Raw genomic sequence first — 17911 nt, 5'->3', positions numbered from 1 at the left:
GCCGCTCCGCCTCCGGCGGGTGTCAGCCCGTCGAGGGGCGGCGGTCGGAGCGCAGGCGCTCGGCGCCGTCCGAGCCGGGGTCCTGGAGCGTGTCGTCGGTGCCCATGACCTCGGGCACCGCGACCAGGAGTTCGTAGAGGAAGTCGTGGAAGCCCTCCGGCGTCGGCGCCGTGTGGGTCAACGGGTAGACCCCGAACTGCAGGTAGTGCAGGGTCTTGCGCATCATCTGGGCCGGCGAGCAGACCGAGACGAGCGTGCCGAACTCCCCGTCCCTGAAGTACGAGGCGGCGACGAAGCACTCGTCGGCGGAGCCGTAGACGCCGGCCTCGCCCTTGTACCGCTCGTTGAGGTCGTCGCCGCGCACGGCCGGGGCCGGCACGCCGAGCTTCTCCAGGAACTCCCCGCCGGCCCGGCTGAGGCTGTTCTCGTCCTCCACCCCGAGGTGCCGGTGGCGACTGCCCGGCACGTAGACCTCCACCGGCCGCCCGGCCTCCAGGTAGCCCCGGTAGAGCTCGTGGCCGCGCCGCAGCCGGGCCTCGAACTCCTCGCCCGGCACGGCCCGGTCGGCCAGCGGGTGCTGGGCCGCCACCTCGATCAGCACGCCCGGCAGGTGGCGCCGTGCCCGCATGAAGGCCTGGGCCGTGGAGAGCCGCTCGCGCCACCGCCCCGCTGTAGCAGGGGACAGGGCCGCCGTGTCACGTAAGTCCATCGCAGACCGCCTCACGATATCGTCCTCACTTCGCCGCGCTCCTCGACGATGGCCCAGGTCCGGTCGAAGTGCTTCCAGCAGGCGTCGATCAGACCGAAGTCCCGCGTCCCGCGCAGTTCCAGGGACGGGGTCTCCGGGGCCCGCGCCGGCGGCAGGGTCAGCGTGACCCATCCCCAGGTCCGGTCGCAGAGAATCATCGTGGACCGCAGGTGCGTGGTGAAGAACCCGATCTCGATCGATCCGGCGGCCGTGCTGCGCGCCCCGGCCTCGCGCACGATCGACCGCAGCCGGGCCTCCACCTCGCGCACCTCGGCCGCGATCGGCGAGCGCTGGTCCCACAGCGACTCGGACTCGTCGACGTCGGCGAGGAACTGCCCGTCGGGCGTCGGCACCAGGACGCGGATCCGGGAGCCGGCCGCGAGCGCCTTCGTCAGGTAGGGCGTCTGGATCTCGATCAGCCGCTTTCCGCTGGTGGACATGATCCCGATCGACGAGGCCTTCCCGAGGTTCTCGCTCAGGGCGTTGCCGGCCTGCCCGTCCACGCTGATCCGGGCCACACCGATCTGCGTCCCCGGGGCCACCAGGTTCTGCCATTCGGCGGAGAAGGTGTGCGCGATCGAATTGCCCTTGACCCAGCCGGGCTGGGGAGTGTGCCGGACCGCCAGCCGCAGCGCCCTGGTGACGTCGTTGCGCAGGTCAGCGACGGTGCGCCAGGACCTCCAGAGCCGCTCGCGCCGCACCTTCTCGCGGAAGACGGCCAGCCGCTGCGCGTCCTCCGGCGTCGGCTGCCAGCTGTCCGTGTGCAGTTCGACGGGGTCGGCGTGGACGAACACCAGGATGGGCTTGTCCAGCGAGCGGGCGTGGTCGTACTCCCGTTCCGTGAAGCTGACGGTCCCCGCGCCGACGTCCCCGTACCGCGCTCCGAGGATGAGGACGAGGTAGTCGCAGTCGTTGATCACCCGCTCGACGACCTCCCAGGCGCCCTCCGCCCGCGCGTCGAACAGTTCCATGCCGGAGGGGATGTACCCCTCCTTGACCAGCTCGTCGATGACGGCCTCGCGGTGCTGCTTCAGGTCCAGGCTGGTCGAGCTCACGAACACCTGGTAGCGGCGCTCGTCAGGGGCGGTGCCGGCCGGCGGCGCGGTGCCCGACGACGCCGGGGCGCCGGGGTGGGCGTCGGACTCCGCCGGCCCGTAGTAGTTGAAGTTGTTCGTCACCGAGCTGCGCGGGCCGATGGCGTTGCCGGCGACGTCGGCCCCGGCACCGACCCCGCCGCCCCGCACCTCCACGTGCTCGGCCGGCCGCTCGGGCTCTCCCGGGTCCTGCGGCCTGCGCCGCCGGAAGCGCGACCCCGGCATCAGCCGGCCACCTCGCCGCCCTCGCCCAGCGCGTTCCCGGCGACATCGCCCCCCGCGGCCACCGCTCCCTCGCCCTCGGCCGACACGGCCCGCCCCGGCCCGGACACCCCGCGCGGGGCCGGCGGCGTCCCCGTGACCCTGCTGTCGGCGCCGATCGCGTTGCCCGTCACGCTCCCCCCGGCGGCGACGGCACCGCGTCCGCCGGCCCGGACGGCGCCGCCGTCGTCCTGCCCGCCGCGCCGCAGCGCGTACACCGAGGCGACGAGCCCGGCGAGTCCGACGACCGCCCCGACGACGGCGCTCGCCCGCTCGGCCCCGGCGGCGTCCCCGAGCACCGCCCACAGCGCGAGCGCGACCGCAACACCCGTACAGGCCGAGGCCGTTGACCAAAACAGCAGGCGCATGTGCGATGCCCTCCATCACAGCGACAACCCGGTGAGACCGTAGTACCCGGCCCCCGCTCGCACCACGCTCCGGAGGCGCCTCGAACCGGGTCGCGCATCCGGCGACGGATACCGCCGCGCCGTCGGGACCGGCTCACGGTGCGCCGGGTGGCCCGTACGGGGTGCCCGGAAAGGAGGGTGCGCCGGGCGGCCGGGATCGGCGCGCCCGGCGTCTTCACACCATTCGGTCCGCCCCGCTCGCCGACGACTGGTACACCCAGTGGAAGAACACCACGGCCGATCCCGACGCACCGGTGAAAGAAAATCCGACCGAAACTGACCTGGCGTTCGGACCAGGACGTCCTCTGGCGGGGGTCCAACCGGACCCCCGAGGTCATCTTCGCCGACGGGCTGCGACCACAGGGGGAGAAGACATCCGAGGACCAGCGCCAGTACAACTGGGTCAGCCCGAACGGCTCGGCCTGACGGCACTCCGTGGACACCGCGCTGCCCGGGGGACCGCGTTCGACGGTCCCCCGGGCAGCGCGATGCCAGCGGCCCGTAAAGTTAGCTTAGGCACACCTAATATCGAGGGCGCTTCGCCCTCGGCGCGGACAGCGGCGGTACGGACCTCACATCCCGACGCGCGCGGCCCGCTCCGGTGTGCCTGCCGGAGAGCTGCGAGAACGGGAGTGGAGATGCTGGGTGGCGGTCGGGACGCCAGACGTCCGCACGGGGAGCTGGTCGCGGACGTGCTGGCGGTGCTGTGGGCGGCCGGGGAGCCGCTGACCGCCCAGCAGGTCAAGGAGACCCTGAACCAGGGGCTGGCCCGCACCACCGTGGCGACGATCCTCACCCGCCTGCACGAGAAGGGCACCCTGGTCCGCTCCCGCCCCGGGCGGTCCTTCGCCTACGCCCCCGTGGAGGACGCCGCCGGACTGGCCGCCGGGCGGATGCGCCGGGAGCTGGAGAAGGAGCCCCAGCGCGACCTGGTGCTGAAGCGGTTCGTCTCCTCGCTGTCCGAGGACGACGAGGACGTCCTGCGCCGCCTGCTCCTCGACACCCGCCCCGAGGCCGAGGCCACTGCTGGAGCAGCCGCCGAGCCCGAGGACGGCGCATGAGCCTGGTCCTGGTGCTCGTCGCCCTGGCGCTGCTGGTCCCCTGGGCCGCGGTGCCGGCGGCCCGCCGCCTGGCCGTCCTGCTGCCGCCGCGCGAGGCCTCGTTCACCCTCGCCGGCGCGGCCGTCCTGCTGGCGGGCGGCACCGCCGCGGCCCTCGTCGGCCTGTTCCACGTCCCGTTCCTGGCGGGCCTGGAGCACCTGCCGCTGTCCCGCGTCCTCGCCCGGTGGCCCGCCGTGGTGCCGGTGTCGGGCGCCGCCGGGGTGCTGCTGGCCGTCCAGGCCGTACGGCTGGGGCTGCGGTGGCGCAGGCAGCGCGCGCTGCTGGCCCGCGCCTGGGAGTTGACCGGCGGCGCGACCAGCGACGGCGACCTGCTCGTGGTGGCGGGCGAGGAGGCGGAGGCCTTCGCCCTGCCCGCCCACCGGGGGCGTCCCGGCCGAGTCGTCGTCTCGGCCGGCATGCTCCGCGCGCTGGGGCCGACGGAGCGGGCGGTGCTGCTCGCCCACGAGCGCGCCCACCTGCACGGGCGCCACCACCTGCTCTCGGCCGCGGCCGACCTCGCCGCCGCCGTCCACCCGGCGCTGGGCCGGCTGCGGGCCGACCTCGACTTCCACCTGGAGCGGTGGGCCGACGAGCAGGCCGCCCGCGCGGTCGCCGACCGGCGCACCGCCGCGACCGCCATCGCCCGGGCGGCCCTGGCCGGGTCGCCGTCCGTCCGCCACGCCACGGGCCCGCTGCTGTCGGTGAGCTCCGGTCCGGTGCCCCAGCGCGTCCAGGCGCTCCTGGGCCCCGCGCCCGCCCGGCCGACCGGCCACCGGGCGCGGGCCGCCGTCGCCCTGCTCGCCGCCGTCGCGGTCGCGGCCCTGCTCGGCGTGGGCCTGGCCTACGGGCTGCACGAGTACGTCGAGTACGCGGCCCGGGCCCTGCTGGCGCACGGCACCGTTTGACGACATCGATGTAGACCAACTGTTCGGGCCCGGGTATGGTGAGCCTCGGCTTGCGCGCGCGGGCCGTGCCGCCGTCGTCCGTCGACGGTCAGCCGTCCGTCGGGGACCGTGTCCACCCGGTCCCGGGGCCCGGCGCTCCCGTGCGGATGCCACCCCTGTGGCCCCCGGCCCGAGAACACGGCGGCCTTCCCGGACGATTGGACCTGCTGTGTACGACGGGAGGACGGGGTCGACGAGCCCCTTCGAACAGACCGTCTACCTCCTGTCGACGGCTGGCCGGGCGGCTGACCGCCTGCTGGCCGACCGCCTCGGCTCGCGCGGGATGGGCCGCGCCCACCAGACGCTGCTGTCCGCGCTCGCCCAGCTGGGGCCGCACGGGCGCCACGACCTCGTCGAGCGCGCCGCCGCGACCGGGACCGACGCCGACCAGGCGCTGGACGACCTGCTGTCGGCGGGCCTGGTGCACTCCATGGTCGTCCACATCGGCGGACGGCAGGAAGTGCTGACGATCACCCCGGCCGGGCAGGCGGCGCTGGACGTGCTGCACGAGGACGCCTCCGCCGTCCAGGAGGACCTGCTCGCCCCGTTGACGAAGGGCCAGCGCGCCGAGCTCAACTCCCTGCTGCGGCGGGTGTGCGCGGCGGCCGGCCGCGGCGCGGGACGCCGTACGCCCGCGCGGCCGGGCCCCCGCTGGGTGCTGACCGGCGGACAGCGCCGGAGGTGGGTCGTCGAGCAGGACGCCGCCGCCGGTGCGGCCGCGCGCCCGGACAGGGCCGCGCCCGGCCGGTGAGCACGGCGCCGTGACCGGCGGGGCTCCCGTAGCCGGTGCGGCGCCGGGTCAGCGCACGCTGCCCGCGGGCTGCTTGCTCACGGACGGTGCGGACAACGGACCCCCGAGCGGCAGGACGTGGTCGGCGCGGCCGGTGACCAGGGGAAGGTCGTGGCTGACCAGGACGACCGCCAGGCCCCGGCCGGTGCGCAGGCCGTCGAGGAGGTCCATGAGCGCGGCGGCGGTGTCGGTGTCGAGGGCGGAGGTGACCTCGTCGCAGAGCAGCACGTCGGGTTCGGCGGCCAGGGCACGGGCCAGGGAGACCCGCTGGCGCTGCCCGCCGGAGAGCTCGTGGGGGTGGCGGGCCGCGTAGTGCGCGGGCAGGCCGACGGCGTCGAGCAGTTCGGCGACGCGCTCCTCGCACCGGGCGGCGGGCAGGGCGAAGTGCAGCTTCAGCGGCCGGGTGAGGGTGGCGCCGACGGTGCGGGCGGGGTTGAGGGCGCCGAGGGGGTTCTGCGGGACGAGCTGGATGCGGCGGCGCTGGTCGCGGGTGCGGCGCCGGTAGGAGGCGGCCAGCGGCTGGTCGTGGAGCGTGAGGGTGCCGGTGTCGGGCGTGTGGAGCCCGGCGAGGGTGCGGACCAGGGTGGTCTTTCCGCAGCCTGACGGGCCGACGATTCCGGTGAGGGTGCCCGGGGTCAGGTCGAGGTCGACGTCCGCGAGGACGGTGCGCCGGGTGCGGCCGCTGCCCGTGTGGGCGCCGAGTGCCCGCACGCTCAGCACGGGGCCGCCGCCCTCGGCAGGCCGGGGCCCGCTCTCGGCCACCACCGTCACCGGGCGGGCCGGCGCGGCCGGCGCGGACGGCGGGGCCTGCGCGGGCCACAGGGCGAGGGCGTCGTCGGCGCAGCGGGCGACGAAGTCGGGGTCGTGGCTGGTGAAGGCGATGGCGATGCCGTCGCGCTCGGCGATGGCGCGCAGCAGCTCGGCGATGTCGTCGCGCAGGGCGGCGTCGAGGCCCGCGGTGGGTTCGTCGAGCAGGAGGATCTCCGGCCGGCGGGCGAGGGCACGGGCGAGGGCGACCCGGCGCTGCTGGCCGCCGGACAGCCCCGCGGTGCGGCGGTGTTCGAGGCGCTCGTCGGCGGGCAGCCGGACGGTGCGCAGCAGTTCGGGTACGGAGGTGCGGCGGCGGTCGGCGGCGGTCTCGGTGACGAGGCGCTCGACGCGCATCCGCGGGTTGAGGCCGGAGCCCGGGTCCTGGCCGACGAAGGCGAGCCGGTGGCGGCGGAGGCGGCGCAGTTCCTCGGGCGGCAGGGCGAGGATGTCCTGGCCGAGGACGTCGACGCCGCCGGCGCTGACGCGGGCGCCGGGCGGGAGGGCGCCGACGAGGGCGCGCAGCAGGGTGGTCTTGCCGGCGCCGGAGGGGCCGGTGATGGCGTGGACCCGGCCCGGGACGAGGGCGAGGTCGGCGTCGGTGAGCAGGGGCGTGTCCCCGAGCATGACGGTCAGGCCGGTGGCGCGGGCGGCGGGGGTGCTCACAGCGGGGGTGCTCACAGCGGGGTCTCCGGGGTGGGCCGGGCGGGGGCGAGGGCTTCGGCGGCGAGGTTGACGCTGATGGCGAGCAGGCCGATGGCCAGGCAGGGCGCGCCGACGGCCCAGGGGTTGAGGGTGATGCCCGCGGCGTTCTCGCGGATCATCAGCGCCCAGTCGGCCTCGGGTGGTTGGGGGCCGAGCTGGAGGAACGCGGCGACGGAGACGATGTAGACGCCTTCGACGAAGCGCAGGCCGAACAGCGCCAGCAGGGTGGAGCGCAGGTTGGGCAGGACCTCGCGGAGCATCAGGTGCCCCAGCCGTTCGCCGCCCGCGGCCGCCGCCTCGATGTAGCCGGTGGCGGCGATGGGGGCGGCCGCGGCGGCGACGATGCGCACCGCGTACGGGATGCCCAGGAGGACGGCGGCGGCTGCGACGGCCAGGCGTCCTCCGGCGGGCCAGGCCAGGGCGATGAGCATGATGGCGAGGACGGAGGGCAGGAGGATCGTCAGGTCGGCGAGGCGTTCGATCCACCGGCCCAGCCGGGGCCGCAGGGCGGCGAGGATGCCGAGGGCGGTGGCGGCGGCGGTGACGACGAGGGCGATGGCCAGGGCGGTGGCGATCAGGGGCGCGCCGCCGGTCAGCAGGCGGCTGAGGACGTCGCGGCCGAGCTGGTCGCCGCCGAGCGGCGCGTCGGCGCCGGCCCCGGCGTAGGGGAAGGTGACCGGGGTGTCGATCGGGTGGGGCGCCAGGAGCGGCCCCACGAGGGCGAGGAGGACGAGGAGCAGCGCGGGGACGGCGCGGACGAGGGCGCGCGCCGTGCGCCGGGTGGCGGGCGCGGGGGCCGCTGCTGTCGGGGCGTCGGCGGTCATCGGCGCTCCTCTCCGAGGGCGGTGGTGCGGACGAGGTCGGCCAGCAGCAGGAGCAGGCTGATGGCGGCGCCGGCCGCGGCCACGACGCCGGCGATGAGCGGGGTGTCGCGGTCGGTGATGGCTCCGGCCAGGACGGCGCCGATGCCGGGGTAGTTGAAGAGGGTCTCGACGACGACGGTGCCGCCCAGCAGCATGCCGGCGGAGGTGGCGATGCCGACGGCGATGGCGGGCAGCGCGCCGGGGAGCATGTGGTGGCCGAGGACGCGCCGGCGCGGCAGGCCGTCGAGGACGGCGGCCTGGACGTGCGGCAGCGCGGCCTGGTCGGCGAGGGCGCCGCGCACGATGCGGGTGTTCCAGCCGATCTGGGGGACGGCCAGGGAGAGCAGCGGCAGGACGAGCATGGTCCACGATTCGGGGGCGCCGTCGGGGCCGGTGAGGGTGACGGCGGGCAGCCAGCCGGTCCACTGGGAGAGCAGGAGCAGCAGGGCGACGGAGACGACGAACTCCGGCAGGGCGAACGCGGCGGTGGAGAGCGCGTCGACGGCCCGGTCGGTGCGCCCGCCGGGGCGCAGCGCGGCCCAACTGCCCAGGGCGAGGGCGCCGATGGTGCTCAGGGCGAGGGCCAGGGTGCCGAGCAGCAGGGTGTTGGGGAAGGGGCCGGCGAGGACGTCGGTGACGTGCTGGCCGCGCGCGGTGGTGCCGAGGTCGCCGGTGGGCAGGCCGGTCATCCACTCCCAGAAGCGTTCCACGACCGGGCGGTCGAGCCCGAGGGCGGTGCGGCGGGCGGCGAGGTCGGCGGCGGTGACGCCGCGGTCGGAGGTCGCGCCGGCGGCGTCGCCGGGGAGGAGCTCGACGGCGGCGAAGACGCCGGCGAGCAGGACGACGAGCATGGCCAGGCGCCGGGCGGCCTGCCGGGCGACCCGGCCCGCACCGGGGAGGATGCGGGCCGGGACGCCGTGCGGCTGAAGGGTGGTCAACGGGACAGCCAGGTCTTCTCGAGCTGGACGCGGCCGTAGCCGGGGAGCTTGGGCAGGTCGCGCACGGCGGCGCCGGCGAGGTCGATGCCGTCGGCCATGCCCCACAGCAGGTAGCCGGACCTGGCGAACTCGATCTCCTGGAGCTGGTGCAGCAGCGTGCCGCGCGCGGCGGCGTCGGCGGTGCCCATGGCGGTGCGGTAGGCCTCGTCGAAGGCGGGCTCCTTGAAGCCGGACTCGTTCTGGCCGGCGTCGGAGAGCATCGTCTTGGAGGCGAAGAAGACGACCGAGTCGTTGGTGCCCCAGTACGTCGTGTAGAGCGTGCCCTTGAGCCAGGTGGCGTCCCAGAACACCTTGGAGTCCTGCTTGACGACGTTGATCTTCACGCCGGCCTCGCGGACCTGGGTGGCGAACAGGGTCGCGGACTCGGCCAGGCCGGAGATGTCCTCGGTGGTGATGAGGTCGTAGGTCCGGGAGGTGTCGAATCCGGCGTCCGCGAGGAGCTGCTTGGCCTTGGCGAGGTCGCGGGTGCGCTGGGGGATGTCCTTGGCGAGGGCGGGGTCGCCGGTGCCGAGGATGTCGTTGGCGACGCTGCCGTAGCCGGAGAGGACCTGCTTGACCATCGCGTCGCGGTCGACCGCCAGCTTCAGCGCCTCGCGCACCCGGGGGTCGGCGAAGGGGCCGTCGGCGGTGCGCATGACGATCGGCATCGCCATGTCGTTGGGGCGGCGCAGGATCTGAACGTCCTTGCGGGCCTCGGCGGTGCGGGCGGCGACGGCGCCGACGTTGGAGGCGACGTCGATCTGCCCGGCGAGCAGGGCGTTCGCCATGGCCTGGGGGCTCTCGAAGAGGCGGACCTCGACGGCGTCGAGGAGGACCTTGCCGCCGTACCACTGGTCGTTGCGCACCAGGCGGGCGTTGCCGTCGCGGTACCAGTCGAGCTTGAACGGGCCGGTGCCGGGGGCTCCGGCGATCGCGTCGTCCTTGGTGTCCTTCTTGAGGACGAAGGTGGTGAGGCGGGTCTGCAGCGGCAGGTCCGCGTTGGGGTAGTCGGAGACCAGGACGACGGTCTTCGGGTCCTCGGCCCTGATGCCCTCGGGCTGGATGCCGGGCAGGCGGCTCTTGCCGGCCGGGGTGTCGCGCAGGCGCCGCAACGACCAGACGACGTCGTCGGCGGTGACGGGGGTGCCGTCGTGGAAGACGGCGCCGTCGGCGATCGTGAAGCGCCAGGTCGTCAGGTCCTCCGACGGCTTCCAGGAGGCGGCCAGGCGCGGGACGGTGTTGGCGGTGTCCCCGGGTATCGCGAGGGTGTCGTAGAGCAGACTGATGATCAGGTAGTCGCTCTCGTTGGCCTGGGTGCCGTGCGGGTCGCGGGTGATCGCCGAGGCCTTGCCGAGGGCGCCGACCTTCAGCGTTCCCCCGGCGCGGGGCTGTGCGGACGCCGTACCGGCCGGTGCGGCGTCCTTGGATCCGCCCGTGCCGCTGCCGCAGGCGGCCAGCGCACCGGCCGCCCCGATACCGGCACCGGCCCACAGCAGCTGTCGTCGGGTGACGCGCACGTTCGTTCCTCGTTTCGGGTTGAGCTCGTTTTGCTTAGGCTTACCTACCCTAAGTTCGAGGCCGCTCGCAACCCGCACGGCGGAGCGCACGCTCATCCCGGCCATGCGCCCCTCACTCCCAAAACACCGCGTGAGCAGCAGGATTGACCCTGCGCGGCCTGTGCGCCGCCGCCGGAAGCCGAGACTACGTAAATGTAGACATCCGATTTGGGTAAGGCTTGCCTTACTTCGAAGTCGTTGTTACGTTCATGTCGTCCGGCCGTTCGAGCCGCCCCGGACCCCACGCCCCACGCGCTGCTCCCGCCCGTCCCACACCGGTGCGGTGATGCCGCGTGCTCGCACACCTCTCCCGTCCCGCCCCCGGAAGGTCCCGCCGTGCCCACCTGCCCTGCCCCGGTACGCCGCCTCGACACCGCCACCGCCCAGGAACTGACCGACACCGCCGCCGAGTTGCTGGCCCACCACGGCTCCGCCACCAGCCCCGACCTGCTGGCCGACCTGCCCGCGACCCGCACCCGGCTCAGCACGGAACTCCGGCACGCGCTGCGCCCGGTGGACACCGCCGACGGCCTGTTCGTGCTGCGCGGCCTGCGCCCCGACGACACCGAACTCGGCCCCACCCCCGGCCACTGGTCGACCGTCGGCGACGCCGGCGCGCTGTGGGACGTGACGCTGCTGCTGGTCTCCGCCCTGATGGGCACCCCGATCGCCTGGGACGGCCAGCAGGACGGCCGGTTCGTGCACAACATCGTGCCCTCGCCCGGGCACGAGAGCGAGCAGACCGGCGCCTCCAGCTCCGTCCTGCTCACCCCGCACACCGAGGACGCCTTCCACCCCGGCCGCGCCCACCTGCTGCTGCTCTGCTGCATGCGCAACCACGACCGGATCGCCACCACCGCGGCCGGCGTACGGCTGACCGCGCTCGCCCAGGCCGACCTGGACCAGCTGAAGCGCCCCGTCGCGCCGATCCTGCCCGACGACGCCTACGAGCAGGCCCAGCAGTTCCCCGGCCGGCCCGCCCCGGTGCCCACCCTCTTCGACTCCCCCGACGGCCTGACCATGCGCTACGACCCCGCCTACACCCCACTGGAGGGGACGGACGAGGCCTGGCGCGGCGCCTACGAGCGCCTGGGCGAGGAGCTGGCCCGGGTGTCCGTCGCGGTGAGCCTGGAGCCGGGCGACGTCCTGGTCGTCGACAACGACCTCGTCGTCCACGGCCGCGTCCCCTTCCGGGCCCGCTACGACGGCACCGACCGCTGGCTCAAGCGCGCCTCCGTCCGGGTCGAGGACCGCCCCACCCGCCCGCTCGCCGAGCACGACGAGCACGGCTACGGCCAGGCCGCCCTCACCGCCTGGGCCTCCTGACCGCCCGCTCTCCCCCTGCTTTTCCAGACGCCGCCTCACCGAACCGAAAGGGCACCCGCGTGGACCGGGACGACACCACCCTGCGCGTACTCTCCACCAGCGACCTCGCCGGCCTGGACATCACCCTGGCCGACGTCGTCGACACCGTCGAACAGGCCTACCGCACCCTGGCCGCCGGCCGGTCCGACAACCCCCGCAAGCTCACCGTCCGGCCCGCCGACGGCCACTCCGTCTCCTACGCCATGCTCGGCCGCGACGGGGTGCGCAACGTCGTCGCGTTCAAGACCTCGTACAAGCACGGCCTGGACAAGGGCCGCGACGAGCAGCACTACTACACGACCCTGACCGTCTACGACGACGTCACCGGCCTGCCGGTCGCCATGATGGACTGCTCCCGCATCGGCTCGCTGCGCACCCCGGCCGTCTCCGCCCTGCTGGCCCGCGAGTGCGCCTCCCCCGACGCCGCCACCGCGCTGGTGATCGGCACCGGCACCCAGGGCCGCCTCGCGCTGCCGTTCCTGCTCACCACGCTGCCCGGGCTGAAGCGCCTGCTGCTCTCCGGCACCCACCCCGACGGCATCGCCGCCGTCCGCCAGGAGCTGGAGCGCCACTTCCCCGGCCGCGAGCTGGAGTTGGTCACCGACCTCGAGGCGGCCGCCCGGGACGCGGACGTCATCGTCGCCACCGCCGGCGGCCACACCCCCGCCGCCGTCGAGGCCGACTGGCTGAAGCCCGGCGCGACCGCGATCCTCGTCGGCCACGGCCTCGCCCCGTCCACGCTGCACCGCGCGGACCGGGTGATCGCCACCAGCGAGGCCCAGATGCGCGTCACCGGCACCGACATGGCCGACGCCGACGGCACCCTGCCCGCCGTCGACCTGGAACTGCCCGCCGCCGTCTCCGGCGCCTCCAACGCCCGTACCGCACCCGACCAGCGGATCTTCGCCTACAACAGCGGCCTGGTCGTCACCGACATCGCGCTCGGCCACCGCTTCGCCCAACTCGCCGCCGAGCAGGGCCTGGGCACCGAGGTGGACCTGTGGCACTGACCCTGCCCGCCCACCCCGACCCCCTCGCCGAGCGCCTCCACGCGAGCGGCCTGCTCCACGAACTCGCCCACGGCCTCGGCGGAGGGTTCCACTACCTGCTGCCCGAGCGCTTCGACGCCAACCTCGCCGCGTTCCGCGCCGTCCTCGCCGACACCGGCGTGGACGGGCGGGTCTACTTCGCCAAGAAGGCCAACAAGGCCGCCGCGTTCGTCGAACGCTGCGCCGCCACCGGGGCCGGGGTCGACGTCGCCTCGCTCGGCGAGCTGCGCGAGGCGCTCGGCCACGGCGTGCGCGGCGAGGACCTCGTCGTCACCGGCCCCGCCAAGTCCGAGGCCCTGCTGCGCATCGCGGCCCTCCAGGGCGCGCTGATCGCCGTCGACGCCCTCGACGAACTGGAGCGCGTCCTGCACCTGGACGTCCCCCGGCCCGTCCGCCTCCTGCTGCGCCGTCACCCGCCGGCCCAGCCCCGCAGCCGCTTCGGCCTCGACGACGACCAGCTGGACGCCGCGCTGTCGCGCTGCGCCGCGGCCGGTGAGCGGGTCCGGATGGAGGGCTTCAGCTTCCACCTGTCCGGCTACGAGGTGCGACCGCGCACCGACCTCGCGGGCGAACTCGTCGACCTGTGCCTCAAGGCCCGGGCGCTGGGCCTGCCCGCGGACCGGATCAGCATCGGCGGCGGCTTCGCCGTCGACTACGTGCCCGCCGACGCCTGGGAGCTGTTCCTCGCCGAGCAGGAGCCCGGGCACTACCACGGCGGCCGGACGTTCAGCACGGGCGACTTCTACCCCTACCACTCCCCCGTCGCCGGGGCCGACGCGCTGCGCTCGGTCCTCACCGGCCGCCCGGGCGGGCACGGGGCCGACCTGGCCGAGCGGCTGCGGGAGGCCGGCGTGACGCTGCTGCTGGAACCCGGACGCGCGCTGCTCGACCGGGCCGGCTCCTCCGTCTTCGTCGTCCAGGGCGTCAAGGACCGGGCCGGATACGGCATCGTCACCGTCGACGGCACCAGCCTGAGCCTGTCCGAGCAGTGGTTCAACAGCGAGTACCTGCCCGAGCCCGTACTCCTGCCCCGCTCTCCCGGCCAGCCGGCCGAGGAGTACCGGGCGTGCGTCGGCGGCGCCAGCTGCCTCGACTCCGACCTCCTGACCTGGCGCAAGATCCCCTTCCCCGCCCGGCCCCGGGTCGGCGACCTCCTCGTCTACCCCAACACCGCCGGCTACCAGATGGACTCCAACGAGTCCCCCTTCCACGACCTCCCCCTGCCGGCCAAGGTCGTCGTCCAGCACGAGGACGGCCGACCGCGCTGGCGCCTCGACCGCCGCCCCGCCCTCTGATCCCACTGATCCGACGCCACCCACCGCGCTCACCAGGAAGCCCCCCGCCATGACCGACGCCCTGCACCGCCCCCCGGTGGTCACCCGGATCTCCGACCTCATCGGCTACACCCCGCTGTTCGAACTCGCCCGCGCCGACAACGGCGCCCGCCTGCTCCTCAAACTGGAGATGTTCAACCCCACCGGCAGCGCCAAGATCCGCATGGCCCGGCAGATGGTCCTCGACGCCGAGGAGCGCGGACAGCTGCGCGAGGGCGGCCACATCATCGAGTCCACCTCCGGCAACACCGGCCTCGGGCTGGCCGTGGTCGCCGCCGAACGCGGCTACCGCTTCACCGCCGTCGTCGACAACCACGCCGCCGCCGACAAGCTGCGCGGCATGAAGGCGATGGGCACCGAGCTGGTGTACGTCGATGCGGACACCGACGGCGAGGAGCTGCACACCGCCGCCCGCGAGGAGCTCGCCGAGGAGATGGCCCGCGGCAGGGACAACACCTTCTTCACCGAGCAGCACAACAACCCCAGCAACGCGGTCGGTTACCACGCGGTCGGCCGGGAGATCGCCCAGGCCCTGGACAACCGGGTCGACGTGCTGGTCGGCGCCGTCGGCACCGGCGGCGGGCTGTGCGGCACCGCCCGCGAGCTCAAGGCGTACGTGCCGGACGTGACGGTCGTCGGCGTCGAGCCGAAGGGCTCCATCGCCTTCGGCCCGCCCGCCCACGACTACTACCAGTCCGGCACCGGCACCCCCGAGGGCGCCACCATCGGCCTGCTCGTCGACTACGACCTCATCGACGAGGGCGTCAAGGTCGGCGACATCGAGGCCTTCGCCACCGCCCGCGTCGTCGCCCGCCGCACCGGGCTGCTCATCGGCGGCTCCGCCGGCGGCGTCGTCCATGACGCCCTGGCCCGCCTGACGACCCTGCCGCCGGACGCCGTTATGGTCGCGTTCATCAACGACGGCGGGGAGAAGTACCTGGACACCGTCTTCAACGACGACTGGATGACGGCCCGCGACCTCCTCGACGAGGCCGTCGAGACCGGCATCGACGAATCCCTCGCCAAACTCCGTAGGCCCTGACACCTCCAGAGACGTGACACCCAGAGACGTGACACCCACCATGCAGCAGCTGACCACCCTGGCGCGCGACAGCCGCGCGCTCGCCGCCCTCGCCGTACCGCTCGCCCTCACCCAGCTCGCCCAGGTCGCCCTCACCACCACCGACACGATCATGATGGGCGTCCTGGGCACCGAGGCCCTCGCGGCCGGCGGCCTCGCCCTGGTGATCTTCAACCAGCTCCGCACCATGGGCGTCGGGCTGGTCACCTCCGTCGGCAACCAGGTGGCGGCCGCGGCGGCCCGGGCCGAACGCGCCGGAACCGCCGAGCCCACTGGAACCGACGCCGACGCCGACACCGACGCCGCCGACCAGGAAGTCCGGGGCCTGGTGCGGGCCGCGATGGCCGTCGCCACCCTCGCCGGCCTGGCCGGCGCCGTCCTGATGGTCCTCATCGGCCAGGCCGCCACCTGGCTCGGCCAGGACGCGGAGGTCGCCCACCGCGCCCAGGGCATGCTCGCCGCCCTCGCCCCCGGCCTCGTGCCCTGCCTCTGGTTCCAGGCGATCCGCCAGTTCACCGTCGGCATGCGCCGCCCCCAGGCGCTGCTGCGGATCACCCTCGCCTCCGTCGCCGTCAACGCCGCCCTCAACTGGGCCTTCATCCACGGCACATGGGGCCTGCCCCGGCTCGGCCTCACCGGCATCGGCGTCGCCACCAGCAGCGTCTACCTGCTGTCCTTCCTCGCCCTCTACGCCTCCGCCCGCCGCGACGACCGGCTGGCGCCGCTGCTGAGCCTGGACTTCTGGCGCGCCGACGCCGCGACCGTCCGCCGCCTGCTCGGCCTCGGCACGCCGATCGCCGCCACCTACGGCTCCGAGGCCGGGTTCTTCTCCGTCACCGCGCTGCTCGCCGGCAGCTTCGGCCCCGCCGCGCTCGCCGCCCACACCGCCGTCAACCAGCTGATCTACATCGTCTTCCAGGTCGCCGTCGGCCTCTCGCACGCCGCCTCCATCAACGTCAGCCGCGAACTCGCCCTCGGCGAGTACGCCGCCGCCCGCCGCATCAAGAACACCGCGCTCGCCTGCGGCGCCGTGGTGATGACGGTCGTCGGCACCCTCTACCTCGCGCTCCCGGACCTCGTCCTGCGCCCCTACTTCGACCCGAACGCGCCCACCGACCAGCAGGGCCTGGAGATCGCCACCGGCCTGCTCGTCGTCGTCGCCGTCCTGCAGTTCTTCGACTGCGCCCAGAACATCGGCGTCGGCCTGCTGCGCGGCCTCGACGACACCAGGAGCGGCTTCCGGATCACCCTCGTCGGCTACTGGGCCGTCGGCCTGCCCGCCTCCTGGCTCCTCGCCTACCCCCTCGGCGGCGAGACCCGCGGCCTCTGGTTCGGCCTGCTGATCGGCCTCGCCACCACCGCGGTCCTCCTCCTGCGCCGCTACGGCCGCGCCCTCACCGCCAGGGCCGCCGCGGCACCCGACGCCGTCGCCGCCGGAGCCTGAGAGCCCGTCGGCGGTGCCTGACAGCCCGTCGGCGGTGCCGGAGGACGGGTGCCACCCCGCCCGCCCTCCGGCGCACCACCCTGCTCCGCATCCACCCACCACCACGTGAGACTCCCCCATGCACGCTGCCTCGCTCGCCGCCACCGCCACCCCGTACGTCCTGCCCCCGCTGTGGCGCCTCCTGACCAAGGCCGGCTACTTCCTCGGCCTCAGCGCGGCCATCGGCACCACCGTCACCTACGCCACCACCGTCCGCCCCGCCCTGCGCGGCGCGGACCCCGACGACTCCAGGGTCCTGCGCGCCAGGGCCGCGACCTGCCTGGCCGTGTCCGGCGTGGTCCTCCTGGTCGCCGGCTACTTCCAGCTCGCCGCCCGCCTCGCCCGCGCCGGCAAGGGCATGCCCTTCGGTGACGCCCTCGCCCCCGGCAGGCTCTGGGACTACCTCCAGGCCCCGGCCGCCAAGGGCGCCTGGATCGCCCAGGGCACCGTCCACCTCGTCCAGAACGCCGTCCTGGCCGCGACCGCCGTCCTGCTGGCCGCCCTGTTCGTCCCGGCCGTACGCCGCCACGTCGACGCGATAGCGCTCACCGCGCTGCCGGCCGCCCTCGCCGTCAGCCTGATCGCCGCCGTCCCGACCACCACCCCCGCCGGACTCGACCGCTGGCTCGACCTCCTCCTCGACCAGGCGCACATCGTCTCGGGCACCGTCTGGCTCGGCGGCCTCGCCCTGCTCGTCGCCCTCGCCGGCACCCGCGGCCGGCTCGGCACGGGCGCCGGCCTGCTGTGGGCGGACCTGTGGCGCCGCTTCAGCCTGGTCGCCATGGTCTGCGTCGCCGCCGTCACCGTCTCCGGCCTCTGGCTCAGCTGGAAGCACGTCGGCGCGGTCTCCCAGCTGTGGACCACCGGCTACGGCCTCGCCCTGCTCGTCAAGGTCCTCCTCGTCCTCGGCCTCGTCACCGCCGGCGCCTTCAACCAGTTCTGGCTGATGCCCCGCATCGCCCACGCCCGGCGCACCGACGACACCTCCTCGCTCCTCCACCTCACGCTGCGGCACTTCCCGAAGGTCGTGTGGGGAGAGGTCGCCCTCGGCGTCGCCGTCCTGGCGGTCGTCCCGTTCATCACCGGATCGGCGCGCGCCGAGGCCGCGGACGCCAAGGCCGTCTCCTCCGGCACCGTCTTCGCGGCCGGCGCCGCCCTCGTGCTGGCCCTCGGCGTCTCCCTCTACGCCACCGCCAAGGCCTCCGACGCCCTCGCCCGCCGTCAGGGCGCCACCGCCTGACGACGGACGTGGGGCCGCCGCCCCCGGGGGGCGGGCCCCCCGGGGCCGCCCCCCCCCCGGCGGCGACCCGGGCCCGACCCCCGCCGCCGCCCGGGGGAGGGGGGGGT

16 protein-coding genes are annotated in these 17911 nt (G+C 74.8%); 9 read left to right on the top strand and 7 right to left on the bottom strand.

What is annotated here, in order from left to right; all coding sequences use genetic code 11:
• Nucleotides 1-22: 22 nt before the first annotated feature.
• From ACFCY1_RS00870 to ACFCY1_RS00860, 3 genes are read right to left on the bottom strand one after another with little or no spacing between them, the layout of a single operon-like run.
• Nucleotides 23-709 (bottom strand): hypothetical protein, encoded by a 687-nt coding sequence (locus ACFCY1_RS00870; RefSeq protein WP_375873032.1) that lies wholly within the window; start codon nt 707-709, stop codon nt 23-25.
• Nucleotides 710-720: 11 nt separating this feature from the next.
• Nucleotides 721-2067 (bottom strand): DUF4062 domain-containing protein, encoded by a 1347-nt coding sequence (locus ACFCY1_RS00865; RefSeq protein ID WP_375873031.1) that lies wholly within the window; start codon nt 2065-2067, stop codon nt 721-723.
• Nucleotides 2067-2471, bottom strand: coding sequence for a hypothetical protein (locus tag ACFCY1_RS00860; RefSeq protein WP_375873030.1), 405 nt, complete (start codon nt 2469-2471; stop codon nt 2067-2069). Before ACFCY1_RS00860 ends, ACFCY1_RS00865 begins: the two co-directional genes overlap by 1 nt.
• Nucleotides 2472-3148: 677 nt before the next feature.
• Here ACFCY1_RS00860 and ACFCY1_RS00855 point away from each other — a divergent pair.
• From ACFCY1_RS00855 to ACFCY1_RS00845, 3 genes are all read left to right on the top strand, one after another.
• On the top strand, nt 3149-3571 hold the full coding sequence (locus ACFCY1_RS00855) for a BlaI/MecI/CopY family transcriptional regulator (RefSeq protein ID WP_375873029.1): 423 nt from the start codon (nt 3149-3151) through the stop codon (nt 3569-3571).
• Nucleotides 3568-4515, top strand: coding sequence for a M48 family metalloprotease (locus ACFCY1_RS00850; RefSeq protein WP_375873028.1), 948 nt, complete (start codon nt 3568-3570; stop codon nt 4513-4515). Before ACFCY1_RS00855 ends, ACFCY1_RS00850 begins: the two co-directional genes overlap by 4 nt.
• Before the next feature lie 208 nt (nt 4516-4723).
• Nucleotides 4724-5305, top strand: coding sequence for a MarR family winged helix-turn-helix transcriptional regulator (locus ACFCY1_RS00845; protein WP_117486042.1), 582 nt, complete (start codon nt 4724-4726; stop codon nt 5303-5305).
• A gap of 48 nt (nt 5306-5353) precedes the next feature.
• On the opposite strand, the gene ACFCY1_RS00840 is transcribed toward ACFCY1_RS00845, so the two are convergent.
• Genes ACFCY1_RS00840 through ACFCY1_RS00825 form a run of 4 tightly spaced genes read right to left on the bottom strand, consistent with a single transcriptional unit; the run spans nt 5354 to nt 10213 of the window.
• Nucleotides 5354-6832, bottom strand: a complete 1479-nt coding sequence (locus ACFCY1_RS00840) for an ABC transporter ATP-binding protein (RefSeq protein WP_375873027.1) — start codon at nt 6830-6832, stop codon at nt 5354-5356.
• Nucleotides 6829-7680, bottom strand: coding sequence for an ABC transporter permease subunit (locus ACFCY1_RS00835; protein WP_375873026.1), 852 nt, complete (start codon nt 7678-7680; stop codon nt 6829-6831). The genes ACFCY1_RS00840 and ACFCY1_RS00835 overlap by 4 nt, the downstream gene beginning before the upstream one ends.
• A complete protein-coding gene (locus ACFCY1_RS00830) occupies nt 7677-8657 on the bottom strand; it encodes an ABC transporter permease (protein ID WP_375873025.1) in 981 nt (326 codons plus the stop codon). The genes ACFCY1_RS00835 and ACFCY1_RS00830 overlap by 4 nt, the downstream gene beginning before the upstream one ends.
• Nucleotides 8654-10213: an ABC transporter substrate-binding protein gene (locus ACFCY1_RS00825; protein WP_049651697.1), complete on the bottom strand. Its 1560-nt coding sequence runs from the start codon at nt 10211-10213 to the stop codon at nt 8654-8656. The genes ACFCY1_RS00830 and ACFCY1_RS00825 overlap by 4 nt, the downstream gene beginning before the upstream one ends.
• A 375-nt stretch (nt 10214-10588) precedes the next feature.
• Between ACFCY1_RS00825 and ACFCY1_RS00820 the strand changes: the two genes are divergently transcribed.
• From ACFCY1_RS00820 to ACFCY1_RS00795, 6 genes are all read left to right on the top strand, one after another.
• Entirely contained in the window at nt 10589-11578 is a 990-nt protein-coding gene (locus tag ACFCY1_RS00820; protein ID WP_375873024.1) for a TauD/TfdA family dioxygenase, read from the top strand.
• Nucleotides 11579-11637: 59 nt separating this feature from the next.
• Nucleotides 11638-12627 (top strand): ornithine cyclodeaminase family protein, encoded by a 990-nt coding sequence (locus ACFCY1_RS00815; RefSeq protein WP_375873023.1) that lies wholly within the window; start codon nt 11638-11640, stop codon nt 12625-12627.
• Nucleotides 12618-13961, top strand: a complete 1344-nt coding sequence (locus tag ACFCY1_RS00810; RefSeq protein WP_375873022.1) for a Y4yA family PLP-dependent enzyme — start codon at nt 12618-12620, stop codon at nt 13959-13961. The genes ACFCY1_RS00815 and ACFCY1_RS00810 overlap by 10 nt, the downstream gene beginning before the upstream one ends.
• 49 nt (nt 13962-14010) lie before the next feature.
• Nucleotides 14011-15042 carry a cysteine synthase family protein gene (locus ACFCY1_RS00805; protein ID WP_375873021.1) on the top strand — a complete coding sequence of 344 codons (1032 nt, stop codon included), beginning with the start codon at nt 14011-14013 and terminating at the stop codon, nt 15040-15042.
• A gap of 40 nt (nt 15043-15082) precedes the next feature.
• A complete protein-coding gene (locus ACFCY1_RS00800; RefSeq protein ID WP_375873145.1) occupies nt 15083-16525 on the top strand; it encodes an MATE family efflux transporter in 1443 nt (480 codons plus the stop codon).
• A gap of 118 nt (nt 16526-16643) precedes the next feature.
• A complete protein-coding gene (locus tag ACFCY1_RS00795; RefSeq protein WP_375873020.1) occupies nt 16644-17804 on the top strand; it encodes a CopD family protein in 1161 nt (386 codons plus the stop codon).
• The last annotated feature ends 107 nt before the right edge of the window (nt 17805-17911 follow it).

Source organism: Kitasatospora sp. NPDC056273, assembly GCF_042268845.1.
Lineage (GTDB): Bacteria > Actinomycetota > Actinomycetes > Streptomycetales > Streptomycetaceae > Kitasatospora.
The sequence above is the reverse complement of the archived record's forward strand: the minus strand, read 5'-3'. Positions and strand labels throughout refer to the sequence as shown.

Excerpts from the sequence above, each read along its gene's own strand:
- ACFCY1_RS00855 (WP_375873029.1), top strand. The coding sequence starts at position 3,149 with ATGCTGGGTGGCGGTCGGGACGCCAGACGTCCGCACGGGGAGCTGGTC.
- ACFCY1_RS00870 (WP_375873032.1), bottom strand. The coding sequence starts at position 709 with ATGGACTTACGTGACACGGCGGCCCTGTCCCCTGCTACAGCGGGGCGG.
- ACFCY1_RS00800 (WP_375873145.1), top strand. The coding sequence starts at position 15,083 with ATGCAGCAGCTGACCACCCTGGCGCGCGACAGCCGCGCGCTCGCCGCC.
- ACFCY1_RS00860 (WP_375873030.1), bottom strand. The coding sequence starts at position 2,471 with ATGCGCCTGCTGTTTTGGTCAACGGCCTCGGCCTGTACGGGTGTTGCG.
- ACFCY1_RS00850 (WP_375873028.1), top strand. The coding sequence starts at position 3,568 with ATGAGCCTGGTCCTGGTGCTCGTCGCCCTGGCGCTGCTGGTCCCCTGG.
- ACFCY1_RS00805 (WP_375873021.1), top strand. The coding sequence starts at position 14,011 with ATGACCGACGCCCTGCACCGCCCCCCGGTGGTCACCCGGATCTCCGAC.
- ACFCY1_RS00865 (WP_375873031.1), bottom strand. The coding sequence starts at position 2,067 with ATGCCGGGGTCGCGCTTCCGGCGGCGCAGGCCGCAGGACCCGGGAGAG.
- ACFCY1_RS00835 (WP_375873026.1), bottom strand. The coding sequence starts at position 7,680 with ATGACCGCCGACGCCCCGACAGCAGCGGCCCCCGCGCCCGCCACCCGG.
- ACFCY1_RS00795 (WP_375873020.1), top strand. The coding sequence starts at position 16,644 with ATGCACGCTGCCTCGCTCGCCGCCACCGCCACCCCGTACGTCCTGCCC.